Source organism: Sorangium sp. So ce1014, assembly GCF_051521505.1.
Taxonomy (GTDB): domain Bacteria; phylum Myxococcota_A; class Polyangia; order Polyangiales; family Polyangiaceae; genus Sorangium.
Map to the genome: position 1 here is coordinate 4,826,538 of NZ_CP150356.1, position 13,578 is coordinate 4,840,115.

The 13,578-nt window shown below is 71.4% G+C and carries 9 protein-coding genes; 4 read left to right on the top strand and 5 right to left on the bottom strand.

Annotated elements, in window-relative coordinates:
- Window positions 1-47 precede the first annotated feature (47 nt).
- The 3 genes from WME75_RS18335 to WME75_RS18345 all read right to left on the bottom strand — a co-directional run bounded on the left by WME75_RS18335 (window position 48) and on the right by WME75_RS18345 (window position 3,980).
- The gene (locus tag WME75_RS18335; RefSeq protein WP_437492538.1) at window positions 48-1,820 is read right to left on the bottom strand and encodes a protein kinase domain-containing protein; all 1,773 of its coding nucleotides are present in this window, start codon (window positions 1,818-1,820) and stop codon (window positions 48-50) included.
- A 393-nt stretch (window positions 1,821-2,213) separates the two neighbouring features.
- Window positions 2,214-3,473: a hypothetical protein gene (locus WME75_RS18340; protein WP_437492541.1), complete on the bottom strand. Its 1,260-nt coding sequence runs from the start codon at window positions 3,471-3,473 to the stop codon at window positions 2,214-2,216.
- 39 nt (window positions 3,474-3,512) lie between these two features.
- On the bottom strand, window positions 3,513-3,980 hold the full coding sequence (locus tag WME75_RS18345) for a hypothetical protein (RefSeq protein ID WP_437492543.1): 468 nt from the start codon (window positions 3,978-3,980) through the stop codon (window positions 3,513-3,515).
- 229 nt (window positions 3,981-4,209) lie between these two features.
- Here WME75_RS18345 and WME75_RS18350 point away from each other — a divergent pair, with 229 nt between their 5' ends.
- The 4 genes from WME75_RS18350 to WME75_RS18365 all read left to right on the top strand — a co-directional run bounded on the left by WME75_RS18350 (window position 4,210) and on the right by WME75_RS18365 (window position 11,318).
- A complete protein-coding gene (locus tag WME75_RS18350) occupies window positions 4,210-4,959 on the top strand; it encodes an RNA polymerase sigma factor (RefSeq protein WP_437492546.1) in 750 nt (249 codons plus the stop codon).
- Window positions 4,956-7,385 carry a serine/threonine-protein kinase gene (locus WME75_RS18355; protein WP_437492549.1) on the top strand — a complete coding sequence of 810 codons (2,430 nt, stop codon included), beginning with the start codon at window positions 4,956-4,958 and terminating at the stop codon, window positions 7,383-7,385. Before WME75_RS18350 ends, WME75_RS18355 begins: the two co-directional genes overlap by 4 nt.
- Window positions 7,386-8,077: 692 nt before the next feature.
- Complete coding sequence (locus WME75_RS18360) at window positions 8,078-9,574, top strand: glycoside hydrolase family 44 protein (RefSeq protein ID WP_437492552.1); 1,497 nt, start codon at window positions 8,078-8,080, stop codon at window positions 9,572-9,574.
- Window positions 9,575-10,022: 448 nt separating this feature from the next.
- Window positions 10,023-11,318, top strand: a complete 1,296-nt coding sequence (locus WME75_RS18365) for a trypsin-like serine protease (protein WP_437492555.1) — start codon at window positions 10,023-10,025, stop codon at window positions 11,316-11,318.
- 76 nt (window positions 11,319-11,394) lie between these two features.
- Here the strand turns inward: WME75_RS18365 and WME75_RS18370 are convergent, their stop codons facing one another.
- Both WME75_RS18370 and WME75_RS18375 read right to left on the bottom strand, forming a co-directional pair.
- Window positions 11,395-12,102, bottom strand: coding sequence for a glutathione S-transferase N-terminal domain-containing protein (locus tag WME75_RS18370; protein WP_437492558.1), 708 nt, complete (start codon window positions 12,100-12,102; stop codon window positions 11,395-11,397).
- 126 nt (window positions 12,103-12,228) lie between these two features.
- Window positions 12,229-13,392, bottom strand: a complete 1,164-nt coding sequence (locus WME75_RS18375; RefSeq protein ID WP_437492560.1) for a pyridoxal phosphate-dependent aminotransferase — start codon at window positions 13,390-13,392, stop codon at window positions 12,229-12,231.
- Window positions 13,393-13,578 lie beyond the last annotated feature (186 nt).

Here is a 13,578-nt window from a genome sequence, read left to right on the forward strand (position 1 = left end):
TTCCTCGCGACCGTCATCGCGGTTGCATGGCGCGTGCCCGAGCGGTGTTATTTGAAATCGTCGGGGATCAGATCGTCTTTCGGAGTGGCGGTCGTCGGGGGCGCCGGACGCTCCGTCACGCTCGGCGCTCCCGCTGCCTTCGCGCCCGGCGACGCTTTTGCGCCCGGCGACGCTTTTGCGCCCGGAGGCGCCGCGGGGCCGGGCTTCTCCGGATCGAGCCGCAGTGAGGCAGGGGAGGGGCCGGTATCGGTCATGATCACCTCGGCCCTGAGCTCGTCCTTTCCCTTGACAAGCCGGACTTGATGCCTGCTCCCCGGCGCGCCTTCGATCGTCACCTCGCCGCCCCGGACCTCCGCCGGTCTCCCGTCGATCTCGACCGACGCATCGGCTGGCACGACGAACAGCTTCCCTCGCTGGACGGCGGGCAGAGGCGTACTCGCGGGCGGCGCGGGCGGCAGCACGACCGCAGCGGCCGCGCTCGCCGCGAGACCGCTGACTGGCAAGCTCTCCTCCTGGCGCGACGATCTGGACAGGACGAAGGCGACGATTCCGGCGGCCGCCACGAGCCCCGCCGCCGCGGACGCCCTCCCTGGCCAGCGCGCTGGAGGGGCGCTCGTGTCCCTCGCCCGCGGGCTCGTCTCGCGGTCGCGGGTGGTGCTCGTGCTGATGCTCGACTCCGCCGTCGTCGTGTTCAGCGCACGGTCGGTCGGTCCGCGCGTCGTCCCGGGCTTCGCCACGGTCCCAGGCGCCTCCACGGTCACCGTCGTGTCCCCGCCGCTGATCCCCCCTTGCACGACGATGCGCGCGATCCGCCGGTGCGCGTCGTCCGCAGCGTGGACCAGCGAGAGCCTCGCCGCGACCTTGGCACGGGTCTCCGGGCTGACGGGGACCAGGAGCTCCTCCCGGAGGGCAAATCCACCGAGCAGGAGCGGGCGGATCGTGTCGAGCATCGCCGCCGCGGTGGGGAATCGCTCGCCGGTGTCGAGCCCGAGCGCGCCGTGCACCACGGCTGCCACCTCCGGCTCGACCCAGGGCGCGAACGTCTGGACCGAGCGTGGCGTCTGCGCGCAAATCGCCATGATCAGGTCGCCGAAGGCGGCAATGTGCCCGTGCGGGAGCGCCCCCGCGAGCGCGGCGTAGAGCACCATGCCGAGCGACCAGATGTCGGTGCGGTAGTCGATGTCGCTGAGGCCCCGGGCCTGCTCGGGCGACATGTAGATCGGCGAACCGAGGATCCCTCCGGTGCGGGTGAGGCCCGTGGTCGGGCCGCCCTGGCTCGGCTCCGGCTTGATCTTGGCGATCCCGAAATCGAGGATCTTGACGACGATCTCGCCGTCCCCGCGCCGGGCGAGGAACAGGTTGGCGGGCTTGATGTCCCGGTGCACGACGCGCGCCTCGTGCGCCTTCTGCAGGCCGAGGCAGACCTGCGCCGCGATCCGGAGGGCGGTGTCGGGTTCCAGGCACTCGACCCGGTCGAGCAGGTGCTGGAGGTCCTCTCCTTCCAGGAGCTCCATCACCATGTAGGGGACCTTGCGCTCGGGATCCGTCCCCGCATCGAGCACCCGGACCATGTGCTCGGTGTCGATCGCGCCCATCGCCTTCACCTCGCGCTGGAAGCGCAGGAGGCTGTTCTTGCCTGGAACGACGTGGGCTCCGTCGATGCACTTCAGCGCGACGCGCTCGCCGGTCTCGACGTGCTCGGCCTCGTAGACCGCGCCCATCCCCCCTTGTCCGAGCAGGCGGATAACCCGGTACTTTTCGCCGAAGCGCTCTCCAATCAAAGCGTCAGCAGCGTAGACGAGGCGGGCGGCCGGGCGCAACAGCGGTCTACCCTAGGATCCCGAGCGCTGTCGGCGCTCGGTCAGTGTGAATTTTTCTACGTTCCGTGCTGATACCATCAGGACGTTCAGCTCCCGGACCGGCCATTCGGCGGCCAGCAGGGGCTGCGCCACGGTGCTAGCGTCGCGTTTCGAAGGGGTCGTCGACGGGATCATCCGAGCAAGCTCGAACCCCTTGCGTCGCAAGCGACGCGCCGACTGCATAGGGCTCCGTCGCCAGCGTATCGCTCGTCTGCGCGCAGCGCACGCCTGCTCTCGTCGTGGCTTCACGCAAGCAAACGAACTATCGCGCCATGGTATTCTGGAGCAGCCAGTCCGATCGGTGAACGCACACAAGCAAGCTTCTTGCGCTCGACGTCAGTTCTGTCAGTTCCGTCAGTTCCAGCGGTAGGCCACGCCGAGCGGCAGAGACGCCGCCACGCCGTCCGCGCCGACGAGGAACAGCGGCGTGGCCTGCAAGAAGAGCGAGCCCGCCGGGCTGTCCATGAGCTTCATGCCGAGCTCGGCGCCGAGGCCCAGAGAAAATCCGAGAGGCAAATCGGTCTCGACCGGGCCCTCATCGCCGTAACCGGCGCCGGACCCAGCCGGTAGATACCCACCCTGCTCGTAGACCTCCGCGGTATGCGTCGCCGTGCCGAAGAGCAGTGTTGAGCCCACCCTGAAGCGCTCACCGAGCAGGTACGACGCCGAGGGGCCGAGCGCGAAGAGAATGCCCTCGCTCGAGTGAAGGCCGATCTGGGCGCGAAGGCCGAGATCGAGGCGCTCCATCGCCGTATATCCGACGAACCCCGTCGCCCCTGCGAGGAAGGTATCGGTCTCGGCATTGAAGGAGCACGTCCCGTACCTGGTGATGCAGCCATCGATCTTGCCTGCTTCCAGCCAGAGAAAGCCGACGAGCACGCCCGCCTCATAGACGAAGCGGCCCGCTGCCCCCGGCGCGGCGGCGCGCGCGCTCCTCGCCTCGCGCGCTCCATCGCGCCGCGCCGCGGGCCGCTGCTCCGGCCTCGACACGGCCGCGGGGGCCGAGGCCGGCTCCACCGGCGCGGCCGGCGGGACGGCGACGTCCGCGCGCTCCGACTCCCTCAGCGTCACCGTCGTCTGCCAGAACACCTCGCCGCGGTGCGCGGCGGCCACGACGTGCTCGCCCGGATCCACCGGCAGCTCCTTGTCCCACGCGACCGGATCGAGCGCCGCGCCGTCGATCAGGATCGCCAGCTGGTCCGCGCCGGCGTCGCCCGCCGAAACGCGCACCCGGAGCCAGGGCACGCGCGGCGCGATCGCCTCGATCCGGCTCCTGGCGAACGCCTCCCGCGCCGCGTCGCCCTCGGTGCGCGCCGTGGTCAACGCTTCCTGGAAGCCGACCCAGGCCGTGGCCACGGCGCCGAGCCGCTCATGGCAGTAGGCCACATTGAGCTTCGTTCCCAGGCTCGGCTCCAGCCGCTGGCTCTCCTCGAGCTTGGGGCAGGCCTCGGCGAAGCGCTGCTCGACGAGGAGCGCGCGGCCCTCCCGGAACAGCTTCTCGGCGGCGCTCTCCTCGGCGGCGACCTGCCGGCCCCAGAGCAGCGCCGAGGCGCCGAGGAGCGCAGCCGAGAGGGGCGCCCAGAGCGTGCGGCGAAACGGACGGAGCGGGTTCACGTTGTCCTCCGGAGCGGGTTCACGTTGTCCTCGGGGGCGCTAGCGGTCGGAGGGGGTCGGAGCGTCGCTCGGGTCCGGGAGGCCGCTCTGCGGGCACCCGCCCTCGGCCGGAATGCCCAGCACCGTGAAGGTAACCTGCTCCCCTTTCAAGTCGACAACAAACGAGTCCTGGCCGCCGGACTCCCCGAACGCGCTGTCGTAGGTCCGCTCCGCGAGGACGGGCCACCTCGCCTCCTCGTCGACCGCAGTCGCGTCGGACACCCGCACATGGTAGACCTGCTCGTCGGAGTCCGACTCGGTCTCGAACTTGTAATGGGGCCGCGGCGGCTGCTGTGCGTCGTCGAAGACCGTGAGACTGCCGATGGTCTCGGTCTCCCCTGCAAAAGCGCAGTGAGATGCCGAAAACTCGGGATCGTACGCCTGGACGTCGATCCCGAATGCCATCCTTCCTTCTTCTTCACACGCGGTGAGCAGCAGGGCGAGGGCCAAGAGAGATGCCTTTTTCATGTTCTGTTCTCCTCTTCTTCACGGAAGGTTGGATCCAGCGTCGAGCGCCCCCGAGGCCGCGCCACGGCGTGGCCGCGACGAGCGCCCGCAGCGCCAGGGCTCGGAGCGCCGGCAGGCCCGTGATGCGTCCTGGGCCGGCGGCCCGCCGGAGCTCCCGCCCGGGGGCGGCCTGTGGTAGCTTCGCCTCGTCGATGATCCTATTCCGCGCGCCCCCCACGTTCCTTTAGACATGGACGACGATTTCTCGCGCGGGGCCCCGCGAGGCAGGTTTCCGACGACCCACAGGTCGGCCGTCGTCGCGGTCGGCAGCGACGACCCGGCGGAGCGGGCGCGCTCGTTCGAGATCCTCGTGCGCGCCTACTGGAAGCCGGTGTACAAGCACCTCCGCGTCCGCTGGCGCCTCGAAGGCGAGCGCGCGACCGATCTGACGCAGGGCTTCTTCGCTCGAGCGATCGAGCAGCGCACGTTCTCCGCGTACGACCCCTCGCTGGCCCTGTTCCGCACCTATCTGAAGATGTGCCTGGACCGCTTCGTCATGAAGGAGGCCGAGAGCAGCGGGCGACAGAAGCGCGGCGGACATGCCGTGACGCTCAGCCTCGACTTCCCCTCTGCCGAGCGGGAGATTGATGTGCTCGCCGTGCCAGCGCCCGACTCGCTCGACACGTACTTCGACCGGGAGTGGACGCGGCACCTGGTCGGGACGGCGGTCGATGCCCTCCGCGAGCGCTGCGAGCGGGGCGGCAAGCAGCTCACCTTCCGCGTCTTCGAGCGCTACGTGCTCGACGACGGCGCGGAGGACCGCCCCACCTATGCTGAGCTCGCCGCGGAGCTCGGGATCAAGGTCACCGACGTGACCAACTACCTCGCCTTCGCGCGGCGCGAGTTCCGCGGTCTGCTCCTCGAGAAGCTGCGGGAGATCACCGGCTCCGAGGCCGAGTTCGAGGCGGAGTCCCGCGCCTTGCTCGGGGGCGTCCGATGACCTTCCTCGACGACGCGCGCGTCGGACGCCTCGTCTCGCTGGCGGCCGAGCCCGAGGTCGTCGCGGGCAGGTTCGAGATCGACACGCTGCTCGGCGAGGGCGGCATGGGCGTCGTCTTCGAGGCGTGGGACCGCGAGGGGCACCGCAGCGTGGCGCTCAAGCTCCTGCGCGACGTCGACGAGGCGACGAGCGCGCGCTTCGACAGGGAGGCCGAGGCGCTCGCCGCGCTCTCCCACCCGGGGATCGTCGGCTACGTCGCCCACGGCAGCACCGCGCTGGGCGAGCGGTACCTCGCGATGGAGCGGCTCGCCGGCGTGACGCTCGCGGAGCGGCTCGTCGAGGGCCCGCTCGGCGTCCGCGACGCGGCGCGCGTCGGGCACGGCGTCGCGGACGCCCTCGCCGCCGCGCACGAGAAGGGGCTCGTCCACCGGGACATCAAGCCGAGCAACGTCTTCCTGCAGGACGGCGCCGCCGATCGGGTCAAGCTCCTCGATTTCGGGCTCGCGCGCGGGAAGGACAACGCGCCGGCGGTCACGGGCCCCGGGACGCTCGTCGGCACGCCGAGCTACATGGCGCCCGAGCAGGTGCGCGGCGCGGCGACCCCCGACGCGCGCACCGACCTGTTCGCGCTGGGCGCGGTGCTCTTCGAGTGCCTGACCGGCCGGGCGCCGTTCACGGGCGCGGACACCGAGGCGGTGCTTGTGAAGGTCCTCGTCGAGCGGCCTCCCGCGGTGCGGGAGCTCTGTCCGCTCGCCCCGCCGGCGTTCGAGGCGCTCATCGCGCGGATGCTCTCCAAGGACCCCGGCGGCCGCCCGGCGAGCGCCGCCGAGGTCGCGCGCGAGCTCGCCGCCCTCCTCGCCGACGAGGGCCTCGACGCCGCCCCGGCCGCGGCGGCCGGCGATCCGGCAGAGCCCACGGCGCCGGGGACGCTGATCGCGGGAAAGTACCGGGTGATCCGGACGCTGGGCAGCGGCGGGATGGGCGTCGTGCTGCTCGCGTGGCACGAGCCGCTCGACCGGAACGTGGCGCTGAAGCTCCTGCGCGGCAGGAAGAGCGGCGGGGACGTGGCGCGCTTCCTCCGCGAGGCGCGGGCGACGTCGCGGCTCGAGAGCGAGCACGCCACGCGGGTGATGGACGTCGGCACGCTCGACGACGACACGCCGTTCATCGTGATGGAGTTCCTGAGCGGCAAGGACCTCGGGCAGGTCCTGCACGACAGAAAGCGGCTGCCGGTCGGGGTGGCCGTGGACTATGTGCTCCAGGCGGGGGAGGCGATCGCCGAGGCGCACGCGCTCGGCATCGTCCACCGGGATCTGAAGCCCTCGAACCTGTTCCTCACCACCCGGAGGGACGGCTCGCCGCTCGTCAAGGTGCTCGATTTCGGCATCTCGAAGATGTCGCGCGCGAGCGACGCTGCGCGCTCCGAGACGCCCCCTGTCGACGCGAGCATCACGGCGCCGGACGCGGTCATGGGCTCTCCGCTCTACATGTCGCCCGAGCAGCTCGAGAGCACGAAGCGCGTCGACGCCCGCGCCGACATCTGGTCGCTCGGCGTCGTGCTGCAGGAGCTCCTCACCGGCCGTCCGCCGTTCGAGGCGGAGAGCTTCATGGCCATGGGCGCGAAGATCGCCGCCGGCGCTCCGGTGAGGCTCCGCGACGGCTGCCCGGAGGCGCCGGAGGGCCTCGCGGCGGTGGTGCTCCGCTGCCTGGAGAAGGATCCGGCGCGGCGCTTTCAGAGCATCGCCGAGCTCGCGCAGGCGCTCGGGCCGCACGCGCCGGAGGGGTCTCGGCTCTCGGTGGAGCGCATCACCCGCGTCGCCGGGGCCGGCGCCGCGGTCGCTGACGAGCCGGCCGCGCGCCCGGAGGTCGTCGCCTCGGAGCGGGCGATCACCGCGCGCACCTGGGGTGCGCCGGCCGCTCCCAGGGGGCGGCGCGGCGCGCTCGTCCTGGGCGTGGGCGCGGCGCTCGCGCTCGGCGCGGTGCTGCTCGCCACGCAGCGCGCGCCGGGGGTCGCGGACGGCATGCCCGCGGCGTCGGCCTCCGTCGCGCCGGCGGCGCCGTCGGCCGAGGTGACGCCGAGCCCGAGCCAGGCCCTCCAGGGCGGCGCAGCTGCGGCTGCAGCCGCGCCCTCGCCGCCCGCGGCGGCGCCGACTCCGGACGCCGAGGCCTCGGCGGGCGCGCCGCCTTCGCGGGGCGCCGGGCCCTCGAACGGCGCGCCGCCTTCGCAGCGCGCAGGGCCGGTGGCCGGGGCGCCGTCGCCGAGCCCGCCGGCGCGCCCGCCGTCCAGCGCCCGCGCCCGGCCCGCCGCGCCGCCGGCCCAGCACAGCCCCCCTGCGGCGCCCGCTGTCGAGCGCTCACGCCCTGCCGCCGAGCCGCCTCCCGGCGACGCCGTGGACCCGATGGATCCGGCGCTGATCCGCCGGTAGCTCGCTTCGAGCCAGATGCTCGTTTCCCCTGGCTGCGCGCGAAAGGGGGAGAGGACCAGCCGTTCCACACGGCGCCGACCCCCGGTGGATCGAGCAGAGCGTCAACGCGTCGCGTCTTTGCGACGCACGGCGACGCCGGCTCGCGCGGTGCGTCGATGCCGAACAGGAGCAGAGAGCATTAATAAATACACATAACTTACTGTCGGTCGGGAAATGATGGCCGGCAGGAGATCATTGTAATGAGTGCTTCTACATCGGGTGCGCTCGCCTCTGAGGGCGAGGCGTTGTCACTTTTCGGTAGGGGAGGGCGCTCGCGAGCCCATGGCATGAGATGCCCCGGCCTTGTCGCGACCGCCGGCTCTGGCCAGCGCACGCCAGGAGGAGCGGCGACGCCGCCGAACCGGGGGCACCATCGCCCCGCGCCCTCTCGACGCGCTCCCATCCTCCACGCTCTGCTTGCCCTCGTCGCGTCTGCCGCCTTCCTTGGCTGCGGCGATGACGGTGCCAGTTCCTCGAACGGCAGCGGAGGCGCCGGCGCTTCGGGCGGAGGTGCCGGCGCTTCGGGCGGCGGCACTGCCGCTTCGGGCGGCGGCACCGGCACGGCCGGCAGCGGCCAGGGCGGGTCGGGCGGCCATCCTCCCGCGGGCCTCGTCGAGCCCGGCGATCCCGGGCCGGGCGATGTCGCCTTCACGGTGCGCGCCGATCAGGGGGTGCGCCCCATCAGCCCGCTCATTTACGGGGTCAACTGGGCGGAGGACCTGGACGGCGAGCAGCGCGGCACGACCGTCGTGCGCATGGGCGGTAACCGCATGACCGCGTACAACTGGGAGAACAACGCCTCCAACGCAGGCTCGGACTACATGCACCAGAACGATGCCCACCTCGTCGGGAACAGCCAGAGCGGCGATGTCCCTGGCGAGGCGGTGCGCGTGCTGGCCGAGGACGCGCTGGCGCACGGCGCCGCCTTCATCGCGACCGTCCCTATCTGCGGTCATGTAGCGGCCGACAAGGACGGCGACGGCGACGTCAACCAGACCCCGGATTACCTCGATACCCGCTTCCACCCCACGATCGCGCGCAAGGGCGCCCCCTTCTCCTCGTCGCCCGATCTCGACGACAACGCCGTGTACCAGGACGAGTTCGTCGCCTGGATGAAGCAAGCTTTCCCCGACGCCTTCCAGGGCGATGTCGCGAACGTCCTGTTCTCGCTCGACAACGAGCCCGACCTCTGGAATCACACCCACGAGCGCATCCACCCGGAGCCGGTGCTCTACGCCGAGCTCGTCGACAAGAACATCGAGTTCGCGTCCGCGATCAAGGAGGTCGCGCCGAACGCGCTCGTCACCGGCTTCGTCTCGTATGGATACTCCGGTTATGTCAGCTTGCAGGGCGCGCCGGACGCGGACGGCAACTTCATCGAGCATTACCTCGACGCCATGAAGGCCGCCGAGGCGAGCGAGGGTCGCCGGCTTGTCGACGTGCTCGACCTGCACTGGTACACCGAGATCTACGCGAACGGCGAGCGCATCACGGGCGAGGATGCCTCTCCGGAGTCCGTCGAGGCCCGCGTCCAGGCGCCGCGCTCGCTCTGGGATCCCACCTTCGTGGAGGACAGCTGGATCGCGAACGACGTCGTGGGCGGCCCGATCATGCTCCTCCCGTGGCTCCGCGGCCTGATCGACGCCCATTACCCGGGCACCGCCCTCGGCTTCACCGAGTACAATTTCGGGGGCGGCAACCACATCTCCGGCGCGATCGCCCAGGCCGACGCCCTCGGCGTCTTCGGCCGAGAGGGCGTGTTCGTCGCGACGATCTGGGACCCCGGCGACGAGGTCTCGATGCTCCGCGCCGGCGTGCGCGCCTTCACGAGCTACGACGGGCAAGGCGCGCGCTTCGGCGACACGTCCATCCACGCCGAGACGAGCGACGTCGCCAGGGCCACCGTGTACGCGAGCATCGATGACGACGACCCGAGCCGCATGGTCCTCGTCGCCATCAACAAGACCACGGCCCCGCTCACGGCCGCGGTGACCCTCGCCGCCTACGGGAGCTACACGGCCGTCGACGTGTGGCGGCTGACGGGCGACGAGGCGGATCTCGCGCCTGCGGATCCGATCGCCCCGGGCGCCACGAACGCCTTCACGTACGCGATGCCGGCCCACAGCGTCTCGGTGCTGGTGCCCCGGTAGCCCTCTGGGCGGCGTGGCCGGCGCGGGGGGCGGCGCGCCTCAGGGCCGTTTGGGTCGACGCGCCAATCATAAAGTTCCAGCTCGATGCGAACAGCGGGATGGCGCATTGTTCCACGCCTCGAACGCGGCCGTTTCAGATCGCTGCCTGGCGTCGCTCCGGGTAAGACCGCATACTCCGGACGTGATTCTTGAGCGCTTGCAGGGCGGGCTTCGTACGCCCGGCTCCGGGCCTCCCGCTCCGACGTTTCCCCCACGGTAGTCGACCCGCGCGCGCATGGGTCTGCTGGGAGGCGCCGGCGCCGAGCCGGGCCCGCCGTGATCACGGGGCCCGTCAGTCTGCTTGCTGACGGAGGTTGGCTCAACCTCGATGGCGCTGGCAGCCGCCTGGCAGAGGCGGACTGCCTCGGCGCGAACGTTCGTCGGAACAGGAAGATGATGTGGAGACACAATGAAGAAGAGAGAGCTTGTTCATAAGTTGGGTCTCGTGGTCTGCGCCGGCGCCGCGCTCGGCCTCTCCGCGGGCTGCTCGATCGAAGGCGCGTCGGACGAGCCGCTCGATCCACTTGATTCGCAGTCGTCCGAGATCGTCGGCGGCGAGGTCGCCGAGGCGAGCCCCTGGGCCGTCCAGGTCTTCGACGTGCGCGGGAGCACCGGCGACTTCTACCAGTGCACCGGCACCCTCGTCGCGCCGCGCTGGGTGCTCACCGCGCAACACTGCATCGCGGACGAGGGCGAGACGTCGGCGGTGCGCGTCGGCAGCAACACGTACGGCCAGGGCCAGCGCATCGCGGTCGACGCCGTCGAGGTGCCCTCGGCCAGCGCCGACATCGCGCTGCTCCACCTGACCGAGGACGCCGATGGACCGTTCGTCCAGCTGGCCGAGGCGACGTCGGTCGCGACCGGCAGCGACGCGACGGCCTACGGCTGGGGGAGCGAGGGCACGCCGCTGGTCATGGCGCCGTCGCTCAAGAAGGCGACCCTCCACATCGACGGCTGGTACTCCGACGAGGAGCTCCTGGCGACCGGCGTGACGGGCTCGGGCTGGAGCGGCGACTCCGGCGGCCCGTGGTTCGTCGACGGGCGCCAGGTCGCCGTGTTCTCGGCCTCGAGCGGGCAGAACGGCACGAACCTGCACGCGAGCCTCCTCGGCGTCGACGTCGCGCGCCACCGCGCCTGGATCGACGCCACGGTCGCCGGCGGCCCCACCGTCCACCCCGCCGACGAGGTCGTGCTCCACGACCTCTCGAACTTCTCCGGCATCTCGCAGGGCTTCGGGATCGGCCGCTACAACGTCGCGGACCTGGCGATCATCGGCAACGACCGCGCGAGCTCGATCAAGGTCCCTGCCGGGCTCCGGGTCACGGTCTTCTACCACCACAACTTCGAGGGGTTGGCGTACGTCTTCACCTCGGACACGAACCTCGCGACCGCGGGCTTCGACAACACCCTCTCGAGCCTCGTCGTCTCGCACGCCTCGGACCCGCAGCTGGACGTGGTCACCTTCTACGAGCACGCCAACTTCTCGGGCGCATCGTTCGTGTACAGCGTCTCCGGCGGCTACCTTTTCGGTGGCCCATGGGACCTCCGGATCAGCTCCGTCCGCGTCCCCCCCGGCTTCGAGCTGACGCTCTTCGATGGGTATTTCTGGACTTCGACGGAGTCGCGCGTCCTCACGGCAGACGCGAACCTCGCTCCCCACGGCTTCGACGACAAGACCCGAACCTTCATCATCGAGCGCTTGTAGGAGCGAGCGCGCCTCCCTCGCCGCCCGCGCCCTCCTCACGGGGATCCGCGGGCCGTCCGAGGGGGCAGGCCGGCGGTCAGGCGTTGCGCGACGGAATGTCCAGCCCGCGCACCACCGCCGGCCGCGCGACGAAGGCGTCGAGCACGCGCTTCACCTCCTTGAAGTCGTCGAACCCCACCAGCTCGCCCGCGCCGTAGAAGCCCACGAGGCTGCGCACCCACGGGAAGATCGCGATGTCGGCGAGGGTGTAGTCATCGCCCATCATCCACGCGCGGCCGCGCAGGTGGCCGTCGAGGACGCCCAGCAGCCGCTTCGATTCCGCCACGTAGCGGTCGCGCGGCCGCTTGTCCTCGTAGTCCTTGCCGGCGAATTTATGGAAGAAGCCGAGCTGGCCGAACATGGGGCCGATGCCGCCCATCTGGAACATCACCCACTGGATCGTCTGGTAGCGGCGCGCCGCCTCCTGCGGCAGCAGCTGCCCGCTCTTTTCCGCCAGGTACAGCAGGATCGCTCCGGACTCGAACAGCGCGAGCGGCTTGCCGCCCGGGCCCTGCGGGTCGAGGATCGCCGGGATTTTGTTGTTCGGGTTGAGCGAGAGGAACTCGGGCGAGAGCTGGTCGTTTGTGTCGAAGGAGACAAGGTGCGCCTCGTAGGGCAGGGCCATCTCCTCGAGCGCGATCGACACCTTCACGCCGTTGGGCGTGGGCAGCGAGTAGAGCTGGATGCGGTCGGGATGCCGCGCGGGCCACTTGCGCGCGACGGGGAAGGACGACAAATCGGTCATGCGGTCTCTCCTGCTGTTGGAACCGCCAATGTAAACCACCCCGGGCGGCGCGGGGCTGGGACGCAAGGCGTTCTCACACCCGGGGGAGGAGGGAGTGGGAGGCAGCCGGTGGTGACCGCTCGCCGGTCACCGCGCGCGCTGCCAGGCGACGATCCGCGTCACCGCCTCGTCGACCTGCTCGACCGGGGCCGCGAAGGACAGCCGGACGTACCGCGCGCCGTCTTCGCCGTCGAAGTCGGTGCCCGGCGTGAGCGCGACGCCCGTGTCGGCGAGCAGCCGCTCGCACCACGCGACCGAGTCGTCCGTACCGACGTCGGCATACAGGTAGAAGGCGCCGTCGGGCGGGGCGACCTCCCAGCCGAGCTCGGGCAGCCGCCGCAGCAGCAGGTCGCGCGCGGCCGCGTAGCCCTCCACCAGCCGATCCGCCTCGGCGTACGCCTCCGGGGTCAGGGCCGCGAGCGCCGCGTGCTGCGCCAGGGCGGGCGGGCACAGCGCGAGGTTCCCCGCCAGCGCGTCGACCGGCGGGACGAGCTCCGGCGGCAGCACGAGCCACCCCAGGCGCCAGCCCGTCATGGCCCAGTACTTCGAGAAGCTCGAGACGACGACGGCGCCCGCGTCGCCGTAGCGCGCCGCCGTCGCCTGGCGCCCGGCCCACGCGCCGTACGTGAGGCCATGATAGATCTCGTCGCTCACCAGCCGGACGTCATGCTCCGCGCACCAGCGCGCGATCGCCTCGAGCTCCGCGGCGTCGACCATCGTCCCCGTCGGGTTCGCCGGGCTCGCCAGGATCAGACCGTCGAGCTTTCCGCCGTCGTAGGCGGCCATGAGCTGTGACGTTGTCGGCTGGAAGCGGCTCCCCGGGCCGCACGGCAGCTCGACCACCTCCACCCCGAGGGAGCGGAGGATGTTCCGGTACGCCGGGTAGCCCGGGCGAGCGAGCGCCACGCGGTCACCCGGCTCGAACGCCGCGAGGAACGCGAGCAGGAACCCGCCCGACGACCCGGTGGTGAGGGCGACGCGCGACGGGTCGAGGTCCACGTCGTACCAGCGGCCGTAGTGCTCCGCGAGCGCCAGCCGCAGCGCCGGGATGCCCAGCGCCTCGGTGTACCCGAGGTCCCCGTCCGCGAGGAGCGCGGCCGCCCGCGCGCGCACGACGGCGGGCGCCCCTGAACCCGGCTGGCCCGCGCACAGGCTGATGACCGGCTCGCCCGCCGCGCGCCGCGCGTTGGCGGCGGCGAGCACCTCCATGACCGCGAAGGGCGGCACCTGCGAGCGGCGGCTGCTCCTCACCCGGCCATCCTCCCGCCACGCATCAGGTCGAGCCCATGAGGGTGATTGCGGAGAAGCCCTGGGAAGTTCGCATCGAATCTTGTGGGGATGAGGTGAACGCCATCATCCTGAACGGCTCATCGGCCATTTGCAACACGGAAGCTTTGTTGTCGGCAGAGGAAGCTCGACGCCGGTCGCCGCGCCGTC